Raw genomic sequence first — 23,098 nt, forward strand, 5'->3', positions numbered from 1 at the left:
GACCGACCGGTCACAGCTTTAAAGCGTCCTTTGCGCGCCATTTGCGACGCCACCCCAGAAGGCACCCCTCTCTGCCCTGGCGGGTGCATTGTCTAGATCATTCTGCCGGATCGATCCGGCCGCGTCCAGCGAGTTCCTTCAGCCACTTGCGGTGATGGCGCCAGGCCCAACCGCCGGTGACCGTTCCGCGTGTCATCGCCCGGAGCGTCCCGCGCGTCCAGATCGCGGCATAGACGTGCAGAATGAAGAGCAGGAGGATCAGAACAGCGCTGATCGAATGAATAAGGATGGCGGCGCGCCTGAGATCGATCGGTGTCGTTTCCCCGAAATACTGGTCCCAGACGAGGAGGCCGGTTGCGATGAGCACGATGATGAAAAAGGCCATGCCCCAGAAGATGAGTTTCTGCCCGGCATTGTATTTGCCGAGCTCTGGCAACCGCTCCTCATGGCCGGCGATGAAGTCACCGATCTGCGAGGTCCATTGCACGTCGGCGCGGGTGGGCAGATTGGCGCGCCAAAGCTGCGCGAAGAGGATGAAGAAGCTCAAGAACAGCACTACGCCGATCCAGGGGTGCAGCATGCGGGTGTTCTGGCCGCCGCCGAAGAGCCCCGTCAGGAAGAAAAGCGAAGGATGAAACAGCGACAAACCCGAAAGCGCAAGCAGGATGAGGCATGACGCCGTGATCCAGTGATTGAGCCGCTTTCCCGGCCCGTAGCGGCCAACCGTGATCGGCGGTCCCCGGTGGATCTCGTCGTCGGGCAATATGTCTCTTGACCCGCTCATGCGTCCTCCCCGCGACCGTTTTCGGCCGCATCGACGAGGCGCTCGGCATTCTCCTCGTCCTCGCGCTGCACACGGTTCGGCTTGCCGAAGACGCCGTGCAGGATCGCGCCCGCAGCCGCCAAGCCCATTGCCGCCAGGCCCGCATACTTGGTGACACCCTTCCAGACTTCTACAATCGGCGAGATGCGCGGGTCGTCGGGCAGGCCGGCATAAATGTGCGGCTTGTCGGCGTGGTGCAGGACGTACATGACATGGGTGCCGCCGACGCCGGGCGGGTCGTACAGGCCGGCATTGTCATAGCCGCGGGATTTGAGGTCGGTGATGCGTTCCTCGGCGTGCTTCTTCATATCGTCCTTGGTGCCGAAGACGATCGCCTGCGTAGGGCACGCCTTGGCGCAGGCGGGTCCCTGCCCCACCGCCACACGGTCGGAACAGAGGGTGCATTTGTAGGCGCGATGATCGACTTGCGAAATGCGCGGAATGTTGAAGGGACAGCCTTTCACGCAGTAGCCGCAGCCGATGCAATTTTCGTGGATGAAATCGACGATGCCGTTCGAATATTGCACGATCGCGCCCGGCGCCGGACAGGCTTTCAGGCAGCCCGGATCGGCGCAATGCATACAGCCGTCCTTCCGGATCAGCCATTCGAGATTGTCGTTCTCCGGGTTCACCCACTCGGTGAAGCGCATCAACGTGAACATGTCCTCGGTGAGGTCGTGCGGGTTGGTGTAGCTCCCGACATTCTCCTCCATGGCAGGATTGGTGTCGTTCCATTCGATGCAGGCCGACTGGCAGGCCTTGCAGCCGATGCATTTCGAGACGTCGATGAGCTTGGCGACCGGCGTCAGCTGCCGGGCGGGCTGCGGCAACCTCGCGGTGGCCGAGCGGCGGATGAGATCGCTTTCGGTGAGGTTGCTTTCCACCGGCTGTACCGGCGGATTGCTGACGGCGGTGCGCGGACTGTCCATCAGGCTATGCCCTCCCTATCCTTTGGCGCCGTCGAGGGTTCGATATTGACGAGGAACGCCTTGGATTCCGGCGTTTCGATATTGGCGTCACCGACGAAGGCCGCAAGCGAGTTGGGGCCGAAGCCCTTCCTTGCCGCTCCCGTGAAGCCCCAGTGCAGCGGAATGCCGACCACATGGACGGGCTTACCGTCACAGATCAGCGGCCGGATGCGTTTGGTGACCATGGCCTTGGCCTTGATCGAGCCGCGTTTCGACCAGACGCGGACCCAGCCGCCGTTGGCGATCCCTTTTTCCTTGGCCAGTTCCTCGGAGATCTCCACGAAGAATTCCGGCTGCAGCACCGCGTTGACGCGGTTGTGCTTGGTCCAGAAGTGGAAATGCTCGGTGAGCCGGTAGGAGGTCGCCGCATAGGGGAACTCGTCGGGCGTGCCGAGCTGATCCGCATCCGTCTTGAAGATGCGGGCGACGGGATTGCCGCGCATCTTCGGATTGAAGACGTTGGCGACGGGGGATTCGAACGGCTCCATATGCGCCGGGAACGGCCCGTCGCGCATGAGACCCCGGGAGAACAGCCGCGCCGTGCCCTCCTGGTTCATGATGAACGGCCCGACATCGCCGGGCTTGGCGTTGGGCGCTATATCGGGCACGTCGTAGCCCGCCCATTTCGTACCGTCCCACTCGATGATCTTGCGGGTGGGATCCCAGGCCTTGCCCGTAAGGTCGGCGGAGGCGCGGTTATAGAGCGTGCGGCGGTTGAGCGGCCAGGCGAAGGTCCAGCCGAGATAGGCGCCGGTCTCGTCGGGATCGTGGTTGTCGCGCCGGGCCATGTTGTTGCCCTTCTCGTTGAAGCAGCCGGAATAGATCCAGCAGCCGCACATGGTTGTGCCGTCGTCCTTCATCTGCGAGAAGTTCAAGAGCTGCTTGCCGGTCGCAACGATAACCTTGGTCGGATCGGCCGGATCCGTGATATCGGCGAGCGCCCGTCCGTTGATCTCCTTCGCCAGCTCCTCCGGCGTCGGCTCGCCCGGATCGGTGTAGTCCCAGGTGAGATTGACGATCGGATCGGGGAAGGCGCCGCCTTCCTTCTGGTAGAGCGCCTTCAGCCGCAGGAAGATCTGCGCGATGATATAGGTATCGTGCTTGGCCTCGCCCGGCGGCGAACCTCCGGCCCAGTGCCATTGCAGCCAGCGGCCGGAGTTGGTGAGCGACCCCTCCTCCTCCGCGAAGCAGGTCGTCGGCAGCTGGATTACCTCGGTCTGGATCGAAGCGGTGTCGACCGGGTTGAAGTCGCCATGGTTCTCCCAGAAGCGAGCCGTCTCGGTTTCCAGCGGATCCATGGTGACGAGCCACTTGAGGTTAGACAGCGCCTTCGTGTTCTTGTCGCGGTTCGGGAAGGCGAGGATAGGGTTGAAGCCCTGGCAGAGATAGCCGTTGACCTTGCCGTCGAACATCAGCTCGAACATGCGCAGTACGTCGTAGGACGGCACGTCGAGTTTGGCGATGTACTCGAAGGCCCAGCTGTTGTCGGCGCGCGCCGCATCGCCCCACATGGCCTTTTGGAAGGAGACCATGAACTTCCGGTAGTTCTGCCAGTAGCTGGTCTGGCCGGGCCGCAGTGGCTTGAACTGCCGCGTCGACATATAGGTCTCGAAGTCCTTGTCCTTCTCCGTCGGCATCGTCAGATAGCCGGTGAGCAGGTGCGACATCAGCCCGAGATCGGTCAATCCCTGGATGTTGGAGTGACCGCGAAGCGCGTTCATGCCGCCGCCGCGCACGCCGATATTGCCGAGGATGAGCTGCAGCATCGCCATGCCCCGAATATTCTGCGAGCCGCTGGAATGCTGGGTCCAGCCGAGCGCATACATCGACGTCATCGTCTTCGTCTTCGACGAGCATTCCGAGATCATTTCGGCCACCTTCAGGAACTTGTCCTTCGGCGTGCCGCAGATGCGCTCGACCATCTCAGGCGTATAGGGGGCCAGTTGCTCCTTCAAAAGGTTCCAAACGCAGCGCGGATGCTCAAGCGTCGGGTCCATGGTGACAAAACCATCGTCGCCGAGCACGTAGTCCCAGGTCGACTTGTCGTAATCGCGTTTTTCCGGGTCATAGCCGGTGAACAGGCCGTCCTTGTAGCCGAAGCCGTCCTTGATGATATAGGCCGCATTGGTGAAGGCCTTGACGTACTCCCATTGCACCTTGTCGTTGTCGATGCAGTATTTCATCACGCCGTTCAGGAAGGCGATGTCCGTTCCCTGGCGGATGGGGGCGTAGAAATCCGATACCGAGGCCGTGCGCGTATAGCGCGGATCGACGACGATCAGCTTGGCGCCGCGATGGGCCTTGGCTTCCGTCACCCATTTGAAGCCGCAGGGGTGCGCTTCTGCCGCGTTGCCGCCCATGACGACGACGAGGTCGGTGTTCTTGATGTCGGTCCAGGCGTTGGTCATCGCGCCACGGCCAAAAGTTGGGCCCAAACTGGACACCGTTGGGCCGTGTCAGACGCGTGCCTGATTGTCGAAACCGACTATTCCGAGGCTCTTGGCGAACTTGAACGTCGCCCAGGCCGTCTCGTTGGTGGTGGCGGACGCGGCGAGCATGCCGACCGTCGTCCAGCGGTTGACGGCAAGGCCCGCCTTGTTCTCAGCCACGAAATTGGCGTCGCGGTCGTCCTTCATCAGGCGCGCGATGCGGTCGAAGGCTTCTTCCCAGGACATGCGCTCGAACTTGTCGGAGCCGGGCTTGCGACGCATGGGATATTTGAGGCGGGTCGGCGCGTGCACGAAGTCCTTGAGCGCCGCCCCCTTGGGACAGAGCGTTCCGCGGTTCGTCGGATGGTCGGCGTCGCCTTCGATGTGGACGATGTGCGCCGGCTCGCCTTTCCTAAGGTCACCCTTCGAATAGATGATGACGCCGCAGGCAACCGAGCAATAGGGACAGGTATTGCGGGTTTCCGTGGTCGTCGTCAGCTTGAAGGGACGGACGTGCGCGATTTCGGCGGCCTCGGCCTCGTCAAAACCCATCGCACCGAAAGAGGTCACGACGACGGTTGCGCCGGCCGCTTTCAGGAAGTCACGCCGCGAGAGGTCTACATTCATAGGTTGCCTCCGTCTGGGTGTGATACATCACAATGGAAAGTGTATGGTGTGGACCTGCTAAGTCAAGACGCCATCGATACTTTTTGGCAATGCATATGGAGGCCGGGGCACCTTTTCCGCCTGACGCAGGGTAAGGCAAAATCGCCCGGCATGAGGCGATTCCCTGCTGGCGGAGACGGCCGCTACGATCCGGCCTCGCTCAGGGCTTGCAGCGGCGCCGAGGTAAGGTCGTTGTGAACGTCGGTCAGTCTCTCCAGGAGGCGCAAAAACGTCGCGCGGTCCTCCCCCTCAAGGGGTTCGAGAAGACGTTCCTGCACGCGGGCGACGGCTGTAGCCACCTCCTCCAGCAGCTTGCCGCCATCAGGCGTCAGCCGGATCAATTTGATGCGCCGGTCGGTCGGGCTCGGTTCGCGCTTGATCCAGCTCTTGGCTTCCAGTCGGTCCAGTACGCCGCCGATCGTCGTGCGGTCGAAGGCGATCACGCCCGACAGGCGGGTGGCGTCGAGATCCGCATGGCTGCGGATTGCCGAGAGCGCCGCATACTGGATGGCGGTCAGATCGTAAGCCGCGCATTCCTCGGCGAAGATCGCCGTGCTGATCTGGTGGGCGCGGCGGATGAGGTGACCCGGCATGGCATAGAGCGTCTTCATGGGAAATGTTCCTAGCGCATAATTCCTCGCATCGGTACAGATTTGAGGAATTATGCAGCATTTCTAGAATGTTGCAGCATCTTTCCTGCGGCTCATCTCGAATGTCACCCCTGCGGCAGCATGAAGCCGTCGAAGAATGCCGAGAGTTCCCGATGGGCGTCGAGCGGCAGGACATGGGCCACATACTGGTCGGGCCGGACCACGACGATGCAGCCATTTGTGCGATCGATGCCGCGCAGATCGAAGATGTCCTTGCCGCCGCTAAGATCGGCACAGAACATCTTCTCGTAGTCGCGCAAGCCATAGCGGCCCTTGGCGGGCAGCAAAAGTGGCGGCAGCGCGTCAAGCGCGAGCGTGCGATGGTCGTTTTGGAACACGGCACGGACATCGATCACGGAATCGATATCCTCTCCTGACGCAGTGTAGCGCCGGATGGGCGAGGCCGGCGATTCCGACAGGAAATCGCACAAAGCCCGGATGGTCGAGCCCGCGGCGGCGGGATCCTCCGCGCCCGCGAAGGCAAAGAGACGCCAGCGTCCGTCCGCCTTGACCACGTGGCCGAGTTGAAGGGGTTTTGCATCCGCCAGCCTGACGACCGGCGCGGAATGAAAGCGCATACCGATCGGCAGACCCTCGGCCAGGCGCTGATGGGCCGGTTCGGCGCAGATCGCCGACGGCCGGTAGCGCGTGGCGGTCCCCGCGGTGAAACGCCCCTGCTTGACGAAATAGCGCTGGAACTCGGCCGGATCGATGCCCTCGGCATCGTCGTCGGCCTCCTTCGGCCGGGCGCTGAACATCCTGGCGAAGTCGCGGTCGAAGTCGATCAGTTCCTTGGCGATGGCGTGGCGCTCGGCCGAATAGGTGTCAAGGAGATCCGGGGCGGCCTGGCCGCGAAGGACCGCGGCCAGCTTCCAGCCAAGATTGAACGTGTCCTGCATGGATACATTCATGCCCTGCCCGGCCTTTGGGCTATGGGTATGGCAGGCATCGCCGGCGATGAAGACGCGCGGGGTACGCGTCCCGACGCCCCCTCCCCTGATGTCGTCGAAGCGGTCGGTGAGACGCTGGCCGATATCGTAGAACGACCACCAGGCAATCTCCTTCACATCGAGCGTATAGGGATGGATGATCCGTTTCGCCGCGGCGACCAGCGTGTCGGCGGTGAGATTGCGGTCGGCAACCCGTTCGTCGGCGTTGAGCTTGTCGAGTTCGATATAGAGGCGGACCAGATAGCCGCCTTCACGGGGAATGATGAGGATGCTGCCTTCCGTGGCGGAGTGGATCGCCGCCTTCAGGCGGATGTCGGGAAAGTCGGTGACGGCGAGCACGTCCATCACGCCCCAGGCCTGGTTCGCCGAATCCCCTTTCAGAGCCTGGCCGAGCGACTTGCGCACGCCGCTGCGCGCACCGTCGCAGCCGACGACATAGCGGGCCTTGACCACCTCTACCTGACCCGCATGCTCCGCATCGATGCGCTCGAGCCACACCGTCACCGGGTGATCGGAGGCGGTCTCGTCGATCGTCACATCCATCAGGCGCCGCGAATAGTCCGGCTGCAACCGTCGCGGCGAGCGGCGCATCACGTCGAGGTAGAAGTCGTGCACGCGCGCCTGGTTCAGGATCACATGCGGGAATTCCGAAAGGCCGTCCTCGGTGTCCTCAATGCGGCCGCCGCGGGCGATCCTGTTCTTGGCGCCGCCGTCCGGCTTCCAGAACGTCGTCTCGTTGACCCAATAGGCCTCTTTCATGACGCGATCGGCAAAGTCGAAGGCATTGAACATTTCCATGGTCCGGCAGGCGACACCGTCGGCCTGGCCGAGCTGCAACGGCCCGTCCTTCTGCTCGACGATACGCGTCGTAATGTCGGGGAAAGCCGAAAGCTGAGCGGCCAGCGTCAGGCCGGCCGGGCCGCAGCCGACGATCAGCACGTCGACCTTGTCGGGGAGTGGCGCGCCAGCGGCGTCGATCTCCGCGCCTTCAAGCGGTTCGAGGATGGCCGGATCGCCGGTCCGGAACCCGTTCAGGTGAAATTGCATGCTGCTTCTCCTCCATGCCTCCGGGAAACGCTGCGCAAGGTCGCGGCGTTCCTTAGGAAGCTTCATCCATCGATGATCAGATATTAGTAAGCATACAGATATTCAGTATACTGTCAATATTGACAGCCGATGGAGGTTGGTCCGGCGACTAGGCGGGTTCCGATAGGTTGAGCAGCCGTCGGAGTGGTACCGAGGGGCGGATGAGGTCTTCAAGCGTGTAACCGTCGAGCACATCGAGAAAGGCGGCGGCGGCGGCCGCCAGCGCGCGCTTGAGCACACAGGCCGGCTGCAGCGCGCAGACGATACCTGCACCTTCCTCCATGCAGGGTACGATCGCGAAATCCGGCTCGCAGGCCCGAACGATCTCGCCGACGCCGATCCTGCCAGCGTCGCGCGAAAGGCGCATGCCGCCGTGACGTCCGCGCACGGTTTCGATCAGGCCCTTCTGTCCGAGCTCATGGGTAATCTTCATCAGATGGGCCTTGGAAATATCGTAAGCCTCAGCGATCTCGGCGATGGTCGAGAGTTGTTCGCGGTTAAGGCCGAGATACATCATCAGACGAAGCGCATAGTCGGAATAGACGGTCAGCCGCATCGCGGACCTCCCTTCGAAGAAACGGATGGTCTCCCTATAAAGATATCCCTCCATACATCAATTGAGGGGCGACCGCCGACGGCCGCCCCTCGCCTCTTGTCCGCTCAGGCCGCCAGGTCGTCGGCCGGACCGAAGAACTCGTAGTGGATCCGGGCCTCTGGCACGCCGGCCTTTGCAAGTCCTCTCACGAAGGTCGCGAGAAACGGTTTAGGACCGCAGAGATAGAAGTCCGCCTCTGCTATCGGGGTGTTCTCGGCGAGCCAGTCGACCGTGATGAAACCGTCCTCGTCGTAGTGCACGCCCTTCTCGTCGCGGTCGTGCGGGTTCTGATAGAAGATGGCCGTCTTAAGGTGCGGCCGGCCGGCGGCGAGGCTGCGGACATGCGGCCCCATGGCGTGCACCTGACCGTTCTCGGCGCCGTGCACATAGTGGACCGGCAACGCATCGCCGGTCCCGGCGATCGCCTCGAGCATGCTCACCATCGGTGTCAGCCCGACGCCGCCGCTCAAGAGCACGACGGGCCGCTGCTGTTCGGCCGGCAGATAGAAGTCGCCGGTCGGCGGCGCGACCTCGATCTCGCCGCCCACGTCGACATGGTCGTGCAGGAAGCTGGAGACCAACCCGTGTGGCTCGCGCTTTACGGAGATGCGATAGGCCTGCGTATTCGGCGCGCACGAAATGCTGTAATTGCGGCGCTGTGGCGCACGACCCGGCATCGCGATGCGGAAGGTCAGATATTGCCCCGGCTTGTGCTCCACGACCGGGCCTGCGTCGACCGGGCTCAGCACGAACGACGTAATGATATCGCTCTCTCGGCGCTTGGCGGTGACGCGGAAGCGGCGCCAGCCGTTCCATCCGCCTTCGGCGGCTTGCAGCTCCTCGTAGATATTTCTCTCGCGGCCGATGAGGATATCGGCGAGGAACCAGAAGGCTTCGCCCCAGGCGGCAAGCACCTCGTCGGTCGCCGCTTCGCCGAGCACCTCCCCGATCGCGGCGAGGAGTGCGGTCGCGACATGGGGATAGTGGCGCGGCTCGATGTTCAGGCCGACATGCTTCTGCGCGATGCGCTCGACGGCGCTGCCGAGGACGGCGAGATTGTCGATGTTCTGAGCATAGGCGAGGATCGCCTGCGCCAATGCCTTGGTCTGGCGCCCCTCCTCGCCCTGGTTGGATTGATTGAAGAGCTCGCGCACTTCGGCATCCTGAAACAGACGCTTGTACATCGCCGCGGTGATGGCCGTCCCGTGCGCGGCAAGCGCCGGTACGGTGGCTCGCACGATGGCCTTGGTGGCTTCGCTCAAATTCTCCGCCATGATGGTTTCCTTCTTCGGTTATCCGTCGACGGGGTCCATCTAGCGACTAAAAGATATATCCACAATGTATCTTTAAGGATCGCGCGCTTCTGTCGCAGGCGACATGAGGCGCGCGCCGGTACGTGTGTGTGGGTGATGTCGTCGCGGGCCAAGAGCAGTTCCAGGAAACGTGTGAAACGGTTTTCCGTCCGGAATTGCGTGACAACAAATAGATGGAGCGGATCTGCGATTCAAAGAAAAGCAGATCTGCTCTGAGCGGTCATTCCCCGTCGGCGGCCACTGCCGCCTTGCTGCCTTCCGGCAGGCGGGTATCGACCTGGCGGGAGGCGGAGACGAGGCGGCGCTGTGCGCGGATGGCGTGCCATTGCTGGTCGATCAGGACGCCGATCAGGATCACTCCGCCCATGACGGCGAAGTTCAGCGACGAAGGGATGCCGAGCAGGTTGACGAGGTTCTGCAGCTCCTGGAGCAGGACGGTGCCGAGCAGCACGCCGACGATCGACCCCTCGCCGCCGCGCAGCGAAAAGCCCCCGAGGACGGCTGCGGCAATCGCGTAGAGTTCGTAGAACTGACCATGGCTCGCCGGCGAGATCGAACGCGTGTACATGGCGAAATAGATCGCCGAAAGCGCCGTGAGCAGGCCGCAGATGATATAGGCGGACATGATCATCCGGTTCGTGCGGATGCCGGAATAGCGCGCGGCCTCCTCGTTCTTGCCGATGGCGTAGAGGTAGCGCCCGAAGACCGAGCGGTGCAGCACCACCCACATGACGACGCCGATGATGGCGAGCGCGATGAAGGTGTTGGGAACGCCGTAGAAGCGGCCGGCGGTCAGGAATTCGAGGTCCGGGAAATTCTGGCCGAAGGCGAAGCCGGCCGTGCCGTCGCCGGTATAGAAGCGCGCGGCACCGCGATAGATCAGCAGTCCGCAAAGGGTGACGACAAAGGGCTGAAGATTGAGCCGGGTGATCAGCCAGCCGTGGATCGCGCCAATGACGGCGCCAAACAGCAGGATGATCGGCAGCGCCAGCATCCAGTTCATGTTCTGCACGGCGACGAAATCGACGAACAGCACGCCGAGCAGCGCCACCAGCGATCCCACGGAAAGTTCGATGCCGCCGGTGATGATGACGAAGGCCTGGCCAATCGAAAGAATGCCGAAGAGGCCGATCAGGTTGGAGGTGTTCGCCAGGTTGATCGGCAGCAGGAAGCGCGGGTTGATGATCGCGACGACGACGCCGACGACGAGGATCAGAAGCAGCAGTCCAAGATCTTTCTTAGTCATTCCGAGCCATTCCCCAAAGACTTACTTTCACCGGCCGCAGCCGTCATTTTACGCTTTTACCGACGGCAAGCAAAAGGACGCTTTCCTGGCTGAAATCGTCCTCGTCCAGAATGCCTGCGATCTGGCCTTCATGCATGACGGCGATGCGGTCCGAAACGCCGATCACCTCTTCCATGTCGCTTGAAATCATCAGCACCGCGACGCCGGCATCGGCCAGCGCCCGCATTAGCCCGTAGATTTCGTTTTTCGCGCCGATATCGATGCCGCGTGTCGGCTCGTCGAAGATCATCACTTTCGGGCTCATCGACAGCCATTTGGCAAGCACGACTTTCTGCTGGTTGCCGCCAGACAGCGTGCCCGTACGCGTGGCGACCGACGGCGCCTTGATGCCGAGGCGCGTGCGCTGCTTTTCGGCGGCGGCGTTCTCGCGCTCAGCGGAGACCATGAAGTTGCTGGCAAGTGCTGGAAGGTCGGCAAGCGTTATGTTCTGGGCGATCGGCAGGTCGAGCAGGATGCCGTTGCGCTTGCGGTCCTCCGGCACGAGAAAGATGCCGCGGGCGACGGCCTCGCGCGACGAAGGGATGGAAATCTCCTTGCCGTCCTGCTGCACCGTTCCGCCGTAACTGCGGTCGATGCCGAAGAGAACCCTTGCAAGTTCGGTGCGGCCCGAGCCGACGAGACCGGCGAGGCCCAAAATTTCGCCGTAGCGGATGTCGAGATCGACGGGGCGGCTCGGATAGGCGGCGGTGCGAACGCTGCTGACTTTCAGCGCGACCGAGCCCGGCGAGCGTTGCGGCTTGGCGGTGCGCGCGGCAAGCACGCGGCCGATCATCAGCTTGACCATCTGGTCGTGACCGATCTCCTGCTTCGCAAGCGTTCCGACAAGCGTACCGTCGCGCAGCACGACCACCCGGTCGGCGACGCGTTCGACCTCGTGGAGGCGATGCGAAATGAAGATGACGCTGATGCCATCGGCCTTCAGCGAGTTGATAATGCTCAAGAGCCGCTCGGTCTCGGCCATCGGCAGGCTGGACGTGGGCTCGTCGAAGATCACCAGCCGGGCGTTGATGGAGAGCGCCTTGGCGATTTCCACCATCTGCTGCTCGGCGAGCGAAAGTGCCGCTACCTGTGTGTCGGCGGAAAAATGCGCGCCGACCCGCTTCAGGAGCGGCTTGACCATCTCCCGCAGGCGATCGCGGTCGACAAGCTTCAACGCCCCGGCCTTCAGCGGCTCGCGGCCGAGATAGATGTTGGCGGCAACGTCGAGATTTTCGAACAGATTGAGTTCCTGGTGCACGAAGGCGATGCCGGAGGCGATGCTGGAGCCGACGCTCAGCGATTGGTGCTCCACGCCGTCGAGCGTGATCGTGCCCCGATCGGGAGAAACCACGCCACCGAGGATCTTCATCAGCGTCGATTTGCCGGCACCGTTTTCGCCGACAAGGCCGATGACCTCGCCGGGGACGACATCCAGCGAGAGCCCTTCGAGCGCAACGACGCCGGGATAGGTCTTGCCCACGCCGGAAAGCGAAAGGAACGGCGTCGCGGGCACGCGGGCGCCGGAAATGTCAGAACTATGGTTCATGGTCTGTCCATGACTTGCAATGCGATGGCATGAAACGGTTCGCGGCAGCGGCAAGGAGCCGCCGCCGCGAGGAAGGTTGCGTGAGGACTATTTCCCAGCCATGGCCTTCAGGTTGGCGGCGTACTTCTCGACGTCATCCTTGCCGACGATCACCGTCGGGATGATGATCAGGCCGTTGGCGGGAACGCCGGACTTGTCGCCCTTGAGGACGGAGGCCATCAGCTTCATGCCCTGATAGGCCCATTCGAACGGCTGCTGCACGACGGTTGCCGCGATCGTGCCTTCCTTGACGCCGCCGAGCGTGATCGGATCGTCATCGAAGCCGACGACTGTGATCTGGCCGAGCTTGCCCGCATCGCGGAGTGCCTCGTAGATGCGCGGCGTGTTGTAGGAGTAGAAGCCGACCATGCAGGTCACGTCGGGGCTGGCCACCAGCGCGTCTTCTACGTTCTTCTTGGCGCGCGTCTGGTCGATATCGTCGCCGCGTACGTCGACGAGATCGATCTTCGTGCCCTTCAGGCCGTCCTTCATGCCCTGGATGCGTTCCTTGGCGTTGTCGGCGCCGAGAAGGCCGACGAAGCCCAGGCACTTGCCGCCGTTCGGCATCGCCTTCTTGGCGATTTCGGCGGCCTGCATGCCGGCGTCGACGTTCGACGAGCCGATATAGGCGACGCGGTTGGTCTTCGGCGCGTCGCTGTCGGTGGTGAAGAGAGCCGTCTGCGAGCCGATCTTGTTCAGGCCGTCCGTCTGAGTTTTCGGATCGACGGCGGAAACCATGATCCCCTTGACGCCGGCCGTAACCAGGTCTTCCATCAGGCGCTGCTGAACGGCGACCGCTGCCTGCTCAGGATATTTCAGCTCCATGGTGTAGTCCGGCATTTCGCTCTGCGCCTTCTTCACGCCGGCTTCGGCGGCTTTCCAGAAGTCGGACGCGCCGTTTACCACGAATGCGAGCGTCGGCTTGTCGGCGGCGTGAGCCGCTATCGGCGCTGCGCTCAGCATCAATCCGGCAAAGAACAAGGCAGCATTGCGTCTCAGATGTTTCATAGTACACCTCCCGAGGGGCCACGGTTGCGACGGCCCGTTTTAATGACTTGCGGATGTCCCGAAGCACGCCCCCTCCAAGGGCTGTCGCGCTGGGCGACGAAGTGGCATCAGGTTCGATCCGCACCCTGACGGTATACGAGATTCCCGATTAGTAAATAGTATTATCATTGCGGCTTGAAACTTTTCTGGAGCGCCGCCGGGATTTGCAACTTTTGCCTGGGGATTTCGCCGGGAACCGTGCGGATTGCGCTTTTCATCGAGGCAGTTGCTGTTAAGGTCGAGAAGGTGATAATATTAATTACCTTGGCGCCGCAACTGCGTCCGCCCTGGCCTGTCCATGCCGAGCGGAGATGGTTGTCGACGCATGCGTAAGCCCAAGCTGTCAGAAGGCGACGAGCCTACGAGGGATAGAGCCGTTCGCGGCAAGAGAGGCCCGCGTCTCGGCCAGCGTGTGACGATGACGGACATCGCCAAGGCGGCGGGATGTTCGCAGGCCGCCGTCTCCTTTGTGCTCAACGAAACGCCGGGAACGCGGATCTCGCAGCAGACCCGCGACCGGGTGCTGGAAGCGGCGCGGATGCTCGGCTATGTCGCGCCCGCCTATGCCCCGGCCTCCGTCGTGTCAGCCTATTCCGGGCTCGACGGCGTGATCGGCTTTGCCGTGGACCAGCTCGCCACCAGCCCGGAGGCGATCGTCGCGATCGAAGGCGCGCGGCAGGCCTCATGGAACACCGGCAACGTTCTCCTCGTCGCCCAGACGCTCAGCGATCCCGTCATGGAGCCGAGGGCGATCAAGGCGCTGACGAGCGGCGGCATCTCGGCGCTGATCTATATGACGATCTACACGCGTGAGGTGGAACTTCCGGCATACATCTACGAACTCAACATCCCGACGGTGCTGCTCAACTGCTACACCACGGACTACGCCTTCCCGGCCGTCGTGCCGAGCGAGATCGCCGGTGGGCAAAGCTCCACCCGCCATCTCGTCGCGCACGGACACCACCGCATCGCGACGATCACCGGCGAGATCTGGATGCAGGCGGCGCAGGACCGGCTGACGGGCTATCGGCGCGCGCTTGCGACCGCCGACATTCCCTTCGATCCGGAGCTGGTCATCGAAGGCGACTGGTCGGCGAGCGCCGGTTATTCCGCGACTATGAGGCTTTTGGCACTGAAGGAACCGCCGACCGCAATCTTCTGCCAAAACGACCGCACGGCGATCGGCTGTTACGAGGCACTGAAGGATGCGGGACTTCGTATCCCCCACGATATGTCGGTGGTCGGCTATGACGACGAGGAAATCTCCCGCCATCTCGTGCCGCCGCTGACGACCTCGGTTCTGCCGCACCACGCAATGGGCCAATGGGCGATCGAGCACCTCGACCCGGCAAGCCGGCCCGGCAAGCGGCGCTATCCGATCGCCAAGCTCGAATGCTCTCTCGTCAAGCGCCACTCCGTCGCCGCCCCGCCGACGACCGCGCCGCGTGTTGTTCATGACGTGCAGTCGACGGTGTAGTACGGACGGTGGGGCTGGGCGCGGGTCGGCGTCGTATTTCTCCGCCATTTTCCAATCGGCTTATCGGCTACAGCGTCGAATCCGGCTCAGCGAAATGCCGCAACCGTCGCCGCCGAGCCTTTTGCCAGGAGCGTCTCCAGCGCGTCGACGACTTGGCCGCGGAAGTCGGCGTTTCTCGGCAGGTCTTCGCCGAAGACTTCCGAAAAGCCGAGATAGGCGTCGACGATGGTCGCGGCATCCTTAAGCGGCTGCGTTGCCGCAGCGATGCGGGCTGACAGCGGGTCGCGTACGTCGATCGCCTGGCCCGCTTCATCGAGGCCGCGGGCGTAGCGCATCCACGCTGCGACGCCGAGTGCCAGGCGCGCATAGGGCGCATTTGCGGCAATGCGGTCGCGGATGGTGTTCAGCAGCCGCTGCGGCAGCTTCTGCGAGCCGTCCATGGCGATCTGCCAGGTGCGGTGGCGCAGCGCCGGATTGCGGAAACGCTGGACGAGATCGCGGCGATAGGCGGCTAGATCGAAGCCGGGCAGGCCGGGCAGCGTCGGCGAAGCCTCATCTACCATCAGCCCGTCGATCAGTTCGGCCATGCCGGGCAAGGCCATCGCCTCGGCGACGGTTTCGGTGCCCGCGAGATAGCCGAGATAGGCGAGCGTCGAATGGCTGCCGTTCAAAAGCCGCAGCTTCATCAGCTCGAAAACGGAGACGTCGTCGACGAAGACCGCGCCCGCCTTTTCCCAGCTTGGGCGGCCGAGCGGGAAATCGTCCTCGATCACCCACTGCTTGAATGGCTCGGTCATGACAGGCCAGGCGTCCGTCATCGCTAGTGCGGCGGCAATGCTGGCGCGGTCGGCGGCCGTGGTCGCCGGCACGATGCGGTCGATCATGGTGGAGGGGGTCGCCACATCGGCGACATATCGCGCAAGTTCGCCATCGCGCAGTTCGGCGAAACGCGAGACAACGCGCTTAAGCACGTGACCGTTGGCGGGGAGATTGTCGCAGGAGAGTAGCGTGAAGGCCTCCACCCCTGCCCTGCGGCGGCGGTCGAGCGCTTCGGCGATAAAGCCGATCGCGGTCTTCGGGGTCTCGGGGTTTTGAAGGTCGTGGACGATATCGGGATGGGCCTCGTCCAGCGTGCCGGTAGCGGGATTGTGGCAGTAGCCCTTCTCCGTGATCGTCAGCGACACGATGCGGGTCTTAGGATCCGCCATGCGCGCCAAAAGCGCTTCGGGATCATCGGGAGCGCAGAGCAATTCGACGACGCTGCCGATGACGGAAAGCTCCTCGCCGCCGCCGTCGCGGACGGCAAGCGTATAGAGCCCGTCCTGAGGTTTAAGCGCATCGCGCGTGTCGGGGCTTCTCAGCGACGCGCCGCAGATGCCCCAGGAGAGATCGTCGGCGAGGACAGCGTCGGTGAAGGCGGCCTGATGGGCGCGGTGAAAGGCGCCGATGCCGAGATGGACGATGCCGATCGTGACCGATGCTGGATCGTAGGCGGGCTGCCTGACGACGGGCGGCAGGTTCGGGAGCGTTGCGCGCGACAGCTTCATGTCAGGTCACCGGTTGTTGCTTGGAGCGGGCGACGATCTGCGTCGGATTGACGAACTGCAAGGCGATCACCAGCCAGAAGAGCGTCGTTACCATATACATCACCGCCATGGCGTCGATCGACTGGCCGGCGCGGACGCCGGACGCGAAGACGGCGTAGTAGAGCGAAACGACCAGCGTCTGCGTCGTCGGCCCGGCGATCAGGAACGTGAGCTCGAACATGGCGATGGTGCGCACCAGCACGAGCAGCAGCGCCGCCAGCATGCCCGGCAAGAGCAGCGGCAAAAGGATGCGCAGGAACAGGCTGCCGGTGCCGGCGCCGAAGACGCGGGCGGCGGCCTCGATGCGCGGGTCGATCTGCTCGATGAACGGGATCATCACCAGAATGACGAACGGCAGCGACGGCACGAGATTGATGAGGACCACTCCGGTCAGCGTGCCGCCGAGGCCGAGCTGGTAGAGAACGGTCGCCAGCGGAATACCGTAGGTGAGCGGCGGGATCAGAAGCGGCAGCAGGAAGAGCAGCACGACGGCGCGCTTGCCCGGGAAGTCGCGCCTTGCCAGCGCATAGGCAGTCACGACGCCGGTCAGCCCGGAGACGATCACCACCGCGAACACGGCCTCGAAGGTCACGAGGACGACGCTCGACAGCTGGAATTCCTTCCACGCCTCGAAATACCATTTCGTCGTCCAGCCGACCGGCAGCCAGGTGCCGAGCCAGCGGGTGGCGAAGGAATTGAGAATGACGGCGGCGATCACGCCGACGAGATTGATGACGAAAAGCCCCGTCAGCGCCCAGACCGAGAAGCGCCAGATTTTCGATGCCGGTCCCTGGTCGCGGATCATGGGGTTGCCTTTCGGTGGATGATTGGGGCCGTCATTTCCTCGGTCATTCCGGCCTTGAGCCGGGATCCAGCGAGCGCAAGTCCTTGCGCGCAAAAGGATCTCTCGCGCCGCCGCCCTTCGAGCCCCTTGTCGGAGGAGTTTTCTTCCAGAGCCATATCAACCCTTCGTTCCACCGGTCGGCCCCCTGTAAAAGAGCGAGCGCATGCCGAGAACGAGAAGCACGACGGCGAGTTCGACGCCGCCCATGATGAAGGCGATCGCCGAGCCCAGCGAATGGTCGTACTGCTCGAAGGCGGCCTGATAGGCGGCAATCGAGATCACCCGTGTCGGTCCGGCCGGTGCGCCGAGGAGTACGGCGGACGGAAAGACCGCGAAGGCCTGCACGAAAGCCAGGCAGAAGGTGACGGCGAGCCCCGGCACCAGAAGCGGCAGAAACACCTTGGTGAAGCGCTTGCGCGGGCTGGCCCCGAGCGTCGCCGCCGCGTGCTCGATCGCCGGATCGATGCCGGTGACGTAGGAGAGCGTCAGGAGGAAGGCGAAGGGGAAGCCGGTGATCAGGAGCGAGGCGAAGACGCCCCAATAGTTGTTCGTAAGCTTGATCGGGTGCTCGAGGATGCCGGCGAGGACCAGCAACCGGTTGAACCAGCCCTGCGGCCCGAGGAAGGTCAGAAGCCCGTCGGCGACGAAGACCGTTCCAAGCGTGATCGGTAGCACCAGAATTGTGGTCAGCAGGCGCTGGCGATGCATCAGCCGCACGCGCATGGCGATCGGCACGGCAAGCGCCAGATTGACGATGGTCACCGGCAGCGCCAGCCACATCGTCGCGCCGATGGTGGCGTATTGGAAACGGTCGTGGAAAAAGTTGGCGTAGTTGGCATACCAGACGCCGCCGTCCTTCGGTTTCATCGAATCGATGAGGCCGTAAAGGAAGGGATAGACGAAGAGCGCCAGCATCACGAGAAGGCCGGGCAGCACCAGGAGCGTCGTACCGTCGAAACCGCGGGCCGAGAGCCTAAGCCTCAGCGACGGCTTGGTGTTGAGAGCGGAGACGCTCATGCCTTGCCCCCCCTGAAGACGAGGGAGCGGCCCTCGTCAGGCTTCAGCCGCGCCTTGGCGCCGCGCGGCAGCAATCGGTCGGCGCGGAAATAGAGGTCGGCGCCGGTCGCTGCACGCGCGACCCCGAAAAAGGCGCGGCCGCGATACTCCATGCTGGTGACCGTGACCGGGATGCCCTCGCCCTCGTCGACTGCGACGAGATCCTCGGGGCGCACGGAAAGGATGGCATCGTCTCCGGGCTTCAGCGGATCGCGCGCGGTGCCCGACAGTCGGGCGCCGGCCGCCTCGATCGTCGCCTCGCCGCCGGAGACGGACACGACGCGGCCGGAAAGACGGGTGCGAAAACCCATGAAATCGGCGACATCGACGTGGTTGGGGCGCAGATACAGGTCTTCCGGCGTGCCAATCTGCATGATCCGGCCCTGGCTCATGACGACGATGCGGTCGGCGAGCGACAGCGCCTCGTCCTGGTCGTGGGTGACGTAGATGGTGGTCGAGCCGATCTGGTCGTGAATGCCGCGGATTTCGGCGCGCATTTCCAGGCGAAGTTTTGCGTCGAGGTTGGAGAGCGGCTCGTCCATCAGGACGACAGGGGGACGGATGACGACGGCGCGGGCGATCGCCACGCGCTGCTGCTGGCCACCCGACATCTGCCCGGGCAGCTTGTCGGCCTGGCTCTCCAGCCGGACCAGCGACAAGGCATCCATGACGCGCTTGTCGGCTTCCGCGCCGCGCACGCCCTGCATGGCGAGCCCGAAGCCGACATTCTTGCGGACATTCATGTGGGGGAAGAGCGCGTAGCTCTGGAAGACCATGCCGAAGCCGCGCTTTTCCGGTTCGAGTTGGTCGATGCGCTTGTCGCCGAGGCGGATCTCGCCGCCGGTCAGCGACAAAAGCCCGGCAATGCAGTTGAGCGCCGTCGACTTGCCGCAGCCGGAGGGGCCGAGAAGCGCGATGAACTCGCCGGGCTCAATCGTAAGGTCGATGCCGTCGAGCGCGTTGTAGGAGCCGAAGGAACGGCGCAGGCCGTCGAGTTCGAGGCGGGCGCTCTGTCTGGCAAGACGCGTTTTCGCTTCGTGCTGAGCCGGCAGGGTCAAGGTCGTCTCCATTCGTGGGGCGCCCTTAAACAAGGCGCGCAGGCATTTGTGCCCCTCATACGGCTGCCGCCACCTTCTCCCCGTTTTGACGGGGAGAAGGGATATGGCGCGCCGTCTCGACTGTCACAGCGTTTCGCGGGGCAAGTTCCCTGTCCCCTCACGCGGGGAGAGGGTTAGGGTGAGGGCAGCTAAAAGGCACGATCTCAGCCCTTCTTGGCGCCGATCTGTTGGTCCCAGATGCGGAAGGCTTCGACGATCCCCTTCGGATCGAGCGGCACTTCCAAGGGGTTGTTGGCGATCCAGTCGGCATATTCGGGCCGGCCGAATTCCTTGATGACGTCCTGGCTTTCCTGCGGTGCCATCTCGAGCGTCACGTCCTTGACCGCCGGGCCGGGGTAGAAATAGCCCTTGTCGTAGGCGATCGCCTGTTGCTTCTGTTCAAGCACGAAATTCAGGATGTCGATCAGCACGTCCATCTTCTCGTCGGAAACGCCCTTCGGGACCACTGCATAGTGCGCGTCCGTCACCCAGTGGAAGCCGTCGAGCTTGCCGACCTTGGCTTCCGCCGGAACGATGCCGAGCGCGCGCGGGTTGATGTCCCAGCCGGTGGTCGAGACGACGATGTCGCGCGTGCCTTCGCCGAGCTCCTTCATCACCTGCGCCGTGCCGGTGCCGTAATACTCGATGTTCTCGCCGAGCGCCGCCAGGTACTCCCAGGTCTTCGCCCAGCCCTTGACCGGATCGCGTGGATCGCTGTCGCCGAGGATATAGGGAAGGCCCATCAGGAAGGTGCGGCCGGGCCCGGAGTTGGCCGGGCGCGCGTACATGAAGCGCTTCGGATTGGCCTTGGCCCACTCCAGAAGCTCGGCCGCCGTCTTCGGCGGGTTGGCGACGCGGTCCGGCATGTATTCGATGAGCGGGCCGGACGGGTAATAGGTGACGACGACGCCGTGGTCCTTGGCAAGGCCCTGCATCTTGAAGGCCTGCGGCAGCAGCACGCTCTGCAGGTCCGGCAGGTCGCCCTTGCGGGCGGAAAGATCGATCCAGAGGTCCTGATCGAGACCGGCGGCGAGCGCATCCGTGCCTGTCAGCACGAGGTCGATGTCGACCTTGCCGGCCGCCTGCTGCGCCTTGATCTTGGCGGGCAGTTCCGGGGCCGGCGCCTTGGTGAAGGCAAAGCTCGACACCCAGTCGGGCTTGGCGGCCGCATAGTTTTCGAAAATCCCCTGCGTCAGCGCAAGGTTGCCGGCGACGTCGACCACCGTAATGGTGACGGGGCTGGCCGGCTTCTTCGGCGCGCTGAAGCCCCGGCCGGGCATCAAGGCGAGGCCGGCGATGGTGGCAGCACCCCCGACGAACGTTCTGCGTGTTACCTGCATTTCTTTTTCCTCCTCTTGGGGCGGGGGCCTCCCCAGCTACCCGCCCGGTTCACATCGTCACAGTCGATAGGCACGTTTTGCCAACCCGTGAGCGAGGTCGGCGGCGATGGGATAGGCTTCTTCCTCGTCCAGCCGGTGATCGGCGACGAGGCAGGCGAGATAGGCGCAGTCGACGCGGCGCGCCATGTCGTGGCGGGCGGGGATCGACAGATAGGCGCGGGTGTCGTCGTTGAAGCCGACGGTATTGTAGAAGCCGGCGGTCTCGGTCGCCGTCTCGCGGAAACGGCGCATGCCTTCGGGGCTGTCGAAGAACCACCAGGGCGGACCCAGCCGCAGTGCAGGATAGTGGCCGGCAAGCGGCGCGAGCTCGCGCGAATAGGTGGTCTCGTCGAGCGTGAAGAGGATAATCGTCAGCGCCGGATCGTTGCCGACGGCGTCGAGCAGCGGCTTCAGCGCGCGTACATAATCGGTCGCTTTGGGAATGTCGGCGCCCTTGTCCGGGCCGAAGGCGGAAAAGACAGACGGATTGTGGTTGCGGAAGGAGCCCGGATGGATCTGCATGACAAGGCCGTCGTCCTGGCTCATCCGTGCCATTTCGGTGAGCATCTGGCCACGGAAGGCATCGGCTTCCTCGGCGCTCGCCTTGCCGGCGAGCACCTTGTCGAAGAGGGCGGCGGCCTCGGCGCGCGACAGGTGTTCCGTGCGCGCGGTGGCGTGGCCGTGGTCGCTTGCGGTTGCTCCGCGCGACTTGAAGAACGCGCGGCGGGCACGGTGGGCGGCGAGATAGCCCTCGTAGGTCGCGGCCTCCCCGGTCATCGCAAGCAGCTTGCCGACATTGTCGGCGAAGAGCAGGGCTTCGGGATCGACGACGGCGTCGGGCCGGTAGGTCGGCACGACGCGCCCATGCCAACCGGAGGTCCTGATGGCGTCATGGTGCTTCAGATCGTCGAGCGCGCTGTCGGTCGTGGCGATCACCTCGATGTTGAAACGATCATAGAGCGCGCGGGGGCGCAGGCCCGGCGTCTCGATTGCCGCGGCGATGCGGTCGTAGATCGCGTCGGCATTCTTCGGCGTCAGCCGCTCGGTGATGCCGAAGACCAATTCCAGCGAGTGTTCGAACCAGAGCCGTGTCGGCGTGCCGGCGAAGAGATGGTAGTGTTCGGCAAACAGCCGCCAGATCTTTCGGCCGTCGATTTCGGCAACGAACCCCGCCCGGCTGGCGACGCCAAGCGCCTCCAGCGTCACGCCCTGCGAATAGAGCATGCGGGTTGCATAATGGTCAGGTGTGATGAAGAGGGCCGCGGGGTCGGGAAAGGCCTTGTCCTCGGCATACCATGCGGGATCGGTGTGGCCGTGCGGCGAGACGATCTTGAGGTTCGCGACGCTGTCATAGAGGCGACGGGCGATCGCAAGGGCCTCCGGTTCCGAGGGCAGTAGCCTGTCTGGGTGCAAGGCCATGGTCTGTTGCTCCTCCCTCTTTGCATTCCGTTATAAACTGATATACTAATATTCAGCAGAGAGTCAACGCCTTGGATACGCCATGCCGCAGCCCCCCTTCCCCGACAGCCTGCCTGACACCTCGCCTGCGATCGCGATGGCTGCGCGTGCGGAGCCGCCGGCGGCAAAAATCCGCAGGGTGACAACGGCCGCGGCGATCTACGAGCGGCTGCATGCAAAGATCCTATCGCTCGACATGCCGCCCGGCATGCCGCTGCAGGAGAAGCGCATCGCCGAAGAATTCGGCGTCAGCCGCACGCCGGTGCGCGAGGCGCTGCTTCGCCTTTCGGAAATCGGCCTCGTCGACATCTTTCCGCAGTCGGGCACGATCGTGTCGCGGGTGCCGGTCTCGGCCATTCCCGAGGCGGTCGTCATCCGCAAGTCGCTCGAGGGAACGACTGTGGAAACCGCGGCGACAACCGCGACCGCTGGCGATGTCGCGAAGATCGACGCCATCATCGCCCGCCAGAAGATGCATGCCGCGCTTGCCGAGGCGTCTCTCTTTCACGAGCAGGACGAGGCCTTCCACGAGGCGATCGCCGGCATTGCCGGCTATCCCGGCATCTGGGCTATCCTGAAGATGGTGAAGGTGCAGATCGATCGCGCGCGTCGTCTGACGCTGCCGGCGCTTGGCCGCATGAATACCGTCATCGAAGAGCACACCATCATCCGCGACGCCATCGCCGCGCACGACCCCGAGCGCGCCAAGGCGGCGATGATGCACCATTTGAACGCCGTCATTCCCGACGTTCAGGAATTGCGGCTGCTTTATCCGGATTATTTCGCTTGAAGGTGCTGTGTCAA

At 63.6% G+C, this 23,098-nt stretch carries 18 protein-coding genes; 2 read left to right on the forward strand and 16 right to left on the reverse strand.

Features of this window, described 5'->3' with window-relative positions; all coding sequences use genetic code 11:
• Nucleotides 1–97: 97 nt before the first annotated feature.
• From AB4048_RS22920 to AB4048_RS22965, 10 genes are all read right to left on the reverse strand, one after another.
• Nucleotides 98–784, reverse strand: a complete 687-nt coding sequence (locus tag AB4048_RS22920) for a formate dehydrogenase subunit gamma (RefSeq protein WP_442204293.1) — start codon at nt 782–784, stop codon at nt 98–100.
• On the reverse strand, nt 781–1,755 hold the full coding sequence (fdxH, locus tag AB4048_RS22925; RefSeq protein WP_442204322.1) for a formate dehydrogenase subunit beta: 975 nt from the start codon (nt 1,753–1,755) through the stop codon (nt 781–783). The genes AB4048_RS22920 and fdxH overlap by 4 nt, the downstream gene beginning before the upstream one ends.
• Nucleotides 1,752–4,847, reverse strand: a complete 3,096-nt coding sequence (gene fdnG, locus AB4048_RS22930) for a formate dehydrogenase-N subunit alpha (RefSeq protein ID WP_442204294.1) — start codon at nt 4,845–4,847, stop codon at nt 1,752–1,754. The genes fdxH and fdnG overlap by 4 nt, the downstream gene beginning before the upstream one ends.
• Nucleotides 4,848–5,029: 182 nt before the next feature.
• On the reverse strand, nt 5,030–5,497 hold the full coding sequence (locus tag AB4048_RS22935) for a MarR family winged helix-turn-helix transcriptional regulator (protein WP_442204295.1): 468 nt from the start codon (nt 5,495–5,497) through the stop codon (nt 5,030–5,032).
• 104 nt (nt 5,498–5,601) lie between these two features.
• Nucleotides 5,602–7,533, reverse strand: a complete 1,932-nt coding sequence (locus tag AB4048_RS22940) for an FAD-binding monooxygenase (protein WP_442204296.1) — start codon at nt 7,531–7,533, stop codon at nt 5,602–5,604.
• Between the two features lie 148 nt (nt 7,534–7,681).
• The gene (locus tag AB4048_RS22945) at nt 7,682–8,128 is read right to left on the reverse strand and encodes an RrF2 family transcriptional regulator (RefSeq protein ID WP_442204297.1); all 447 of its coding nucleotides are present in this window, start codon (nt 8,126–8,128) and stop codon (nt 7,682–7,684) included.
• A gap of 104 nt (nt 8,129–8,232) precedes the next feature.
• Nucleotides 8,233–9,441, reverse strand: a complete 1,209-nt coding sequence (gene hmpA / locus AB4048_RS22950) for an NO-inducible flavohemoprotein (RefSeq protein WP_442204298.1) — start codon at nt 9,439–9,441, stop codon at nt 8,233–8,235.
• A 259-nt stretch (nt 9,442–9,700) separates the two neighbouring features.
• Entirely contained in the window at nt 9,701–10,726 is a 1,026-nt protein-coding gene (locus tag AB4048_RS22955; RefSeq protein WP_442204299.1) for an ABC transporter permease, read from the reverse strand.
• 43 nt (nt 10,727–10,769) lie between these two features.
• On the reverse strand, nt 10,770–12,311 hold the full coding sequence (locus AB4048_RS22960) for a sugar ABC transporter ATP-binding protein (RefSeq protein WP_442204300.1): 1,542 nt from the start codon (nt 12,309–12,311) through the stop codon (nt 10,770–10,772).
• A gap of 87 nt (nt 12,312–12,398) precedes the next feature.
• On the reverse strand, nt 12,399–13,358 hold the full coding sequence (locus AB4048_RS22965; protein WP_442204301.1) for a sugar-binding protein: 960 nt from the start codon (nt 13,356–13,358) through the stop codon (nt 12,399–12,401).
• Nucleotides 13,359–13,815: 457 nt separating this feature from the next.
• On the opposite strand from AB4048_RS22965, the gene AB4048_RS22970 reads away from it, so the two are divergent.
• On the forward strand, nt 13,816–14,874 hold the full coding sequence (locus tag AB4048_RS22970) for a LacI family DNA-binding transcriptional regulator (RefSeq protein ID WP_442204323.1): 1,059 nt from the start codon (nt 13,816–13,818) through the stop codon (nt 14,872–14,874).
• Between the two features lie 86 nt (nt 14,875–14,960).
• Here the strand turns inward: AB4048_RS22970 and AB4048_RS22975 are convergent, their stop codons facing one another.
• The 6 genes from AB4048_RS22975 to uxaC all read right to left on the reverse strand — a co-directional run bounded on the left by AB4048_RS22975 (nt 14,961) and on the right by uxaC (nt 22,255).
• On the reverse strand, nt 14,961–16,421 hold the full coding sequence (locus AB4048_RS22975; RefSeq protein WP_442204302.1) for a mannitol dehydrogenase family protein: 1,461 nt from the start codon (nt 16,419–16,421) through the stop codon (nt 14,961–14,963).
• 1 nt (nt 16,422) lies between these two features.
• Entirely contained in the window at nt 16,423–17,265 is an 843-nt protein-coding gene (locus AB4048_RS22980) for an ABC transporter permease (protein WP_442204303.1), read from the reverse strand.
• 156 nt (nt 17,266–17,421) lie between these two features.
• Nucleotides 17,422–18,321, reverse strand: coding sequence for an ABC transporter permease (locus tag AB4048_RS22985; RefSeq protein ID WP_442204304.1), 900 nt, complete (start codon nt 18,319–18,321; stop codon nt 17,422–17,424).
• Nucleotides 18,318–19,430, reverse strand: a complete 1,113-nt coding sequence (locus AB4048_RS22990; protein WP_442204305.1) for an ABC transporter ATP-binding protein — start codon at nt 19,428–19,430, stop codon at nt 18,318–18,320. Before AB4048_RS22990 ends, AB4048_RS22985 begins: the two co-directional genes overlap by 4 nt.
• A gap of 191 nt (nt 19,431–19,621) precedes the next feature.
• Nucleotides 19,622–20,797 (reverse strand): extracellular solute-binding protein, encoded by a 1,176-nt coding sequence (locus AB4048_RS22995; RefSeq protein ID WP_442204306.1) that lies wholly within the window; start codon nt 20,795–20,797, stop codon nt 19,622–19,624.
• Nucleotides 20,798–20,854: 57 nt separating this feature from the next.
• A complete protein-coding gene (gene uxaC, locus AB4048_RS23000; RefSeq protein WP_442204307.1) occupies nt 20,855–22,255 on the reverse strand; it encodes a glucuronate isomerase in 1,401 nt (466 codons plus the stop codon).
• A gap of 136 nt (nt 22,256–22,391) precedes the next feature.
• Between uxaC and AB4048_RS23005 the strand changes: the two genes are divergently transcribed.
• Nucleotides 22,392–23,084, forward strand: coding sequence for a GntR family transcriptional regulator (locus tag AB4048_RS23005; RefSeq protein ID WP_442204324.1), 693 nt, complete (start codon nt 22,392–22,394; stop codon nt 23,082–23,084).
• The last annotated feature ends 14 nt before the right edge of the window (nt 23,085–23,098 follow it).

The sequence above is a fragment of the Rhizobium sp. RAF56 genome, from assembly GCF_052113965.1.
GTDB lineage: Bacteria > Pseudomonadota > Alphaproteobacteria > Rhizobiales > Rhizobiaceae > Rhizobium.

Excerpts from the sequence above, each read along its gene's own strand:
- AB4048_RS22920 (WP_442204293.1), bottom strand. The coding sequence starts at position 784 with ATGAGCGGGTCAAGAGACATATTGCCCGACGACGAGATCCACCGGGGA.
- AB4048_RS22935 (WP_442204295.1), bottom strand. The coding sequence starts at position 5,497 with ATGAAGACGCTCTATGCCATGCCGGGTCACCTCATCCGCCGCGCCCAC.
- AB4048_RS22940 (WP_442204296.1), bottom strand. The coding sequence starts at position 7,533 with ATGCAATTTCACCTGAACGGGTTCCGGACCGGCGATCCGGCCATCCTC.
- AB4048_RS22945 (WP_442204297.1), bottom strand. The coding sequence starts at position 8,128 with ATGCGGCTGACCGTCTATTCCGACTATGCGCTTCGTCTGATGATGTAT.
- hmpA (WP_442204298.1), bottom strand. The coding sequence starts at position 9,441 with ATGGCGGAGAATTTGAGCGAAGCCACCAAGGCCATCGTGCGAGCCACC.
- AB4048_RS22955 (WP_442204299.1), bottom strand. The coding sequence starts at position 10,726 with ATGACTAAGAAAGATCTTGGACTGCTGCTTCTGATCCTCGTCGTCGGC.
- AB4048_RS22960 (WP_442204300.1), bottom strand. The coding sequence starts at position 12,311 with ATGAACCATAGTTCTGACATTTCCGGCGCCCGCGTGCCCGCGACGCCG.
- AB4048_RS22965 (WP_442204301.1), bottom strand. The coding sequence starts at position 13,358 with ATGAAACATCTGAGACGCAATGCTGCCTTGTTCTTTGCCGGATTGATG.
- AB4048_RS22970 (WP_442204323.1), top strand. The coding sequence starts at position 13,816 with ATGACGGACATCGCCAAGGCGGCGGGATGTTCGCAGGCCGCCGTCTCC.
- AB4048_RS22975 (WP_442204302.1), bottom strand. The coding sequence starts at position 16,421 with ATGAAGCTGTCGCGCGCAACGCTCCCGAACCTGCCGCCCGTCGTCAGG.
- AB4048_RS22980 (WP_442204303.1), bottom strand. The coding sequence starts at position 17,265 with ATGATCCGCGACCAGGGACCGGCATCGAAAATCTGGCGCTTCTCGGTC.
- AB4048_RS22985 (WP_442204304.1), bottom strand. The coding sequence starts at position 18,321 with ATGAGCGTCTCCGCTCTCAACACCAAGCCGTCGCTGAGGCTTAGGCTC.
- AB4048_RS22990 (WP_442204305.1), bottom strand. The coding sequence starts at position 19,430 with ATGGAGACGACCTTGACCCTGCCGGCTCAGCACGAAGCGAAAACGCGT.
- AB4048_RS22995 (WP_442204306.1), bottom strand. The coding sequence starts at position 20,797 with ATGCAGGTAACACGCAGAACGTTCGTCGGGGGTGCTGCCACCATCGCC.
- uxaC (WP_442204307.1), bottom strand. The coding sequence starts at position 22,255 with ATGGCCTTGCACCCAGACAGGCTACTGCCCTCGGAACCGGAGGCCCTT.
- AB4048_RS23005 (WP_442204324.1), top strand. The coding sequence starts at position 22,392 with ATGGCTGCGCGTGCGGAGCCGCCGGCGGCAAAAATCCGCAGGGTGACA.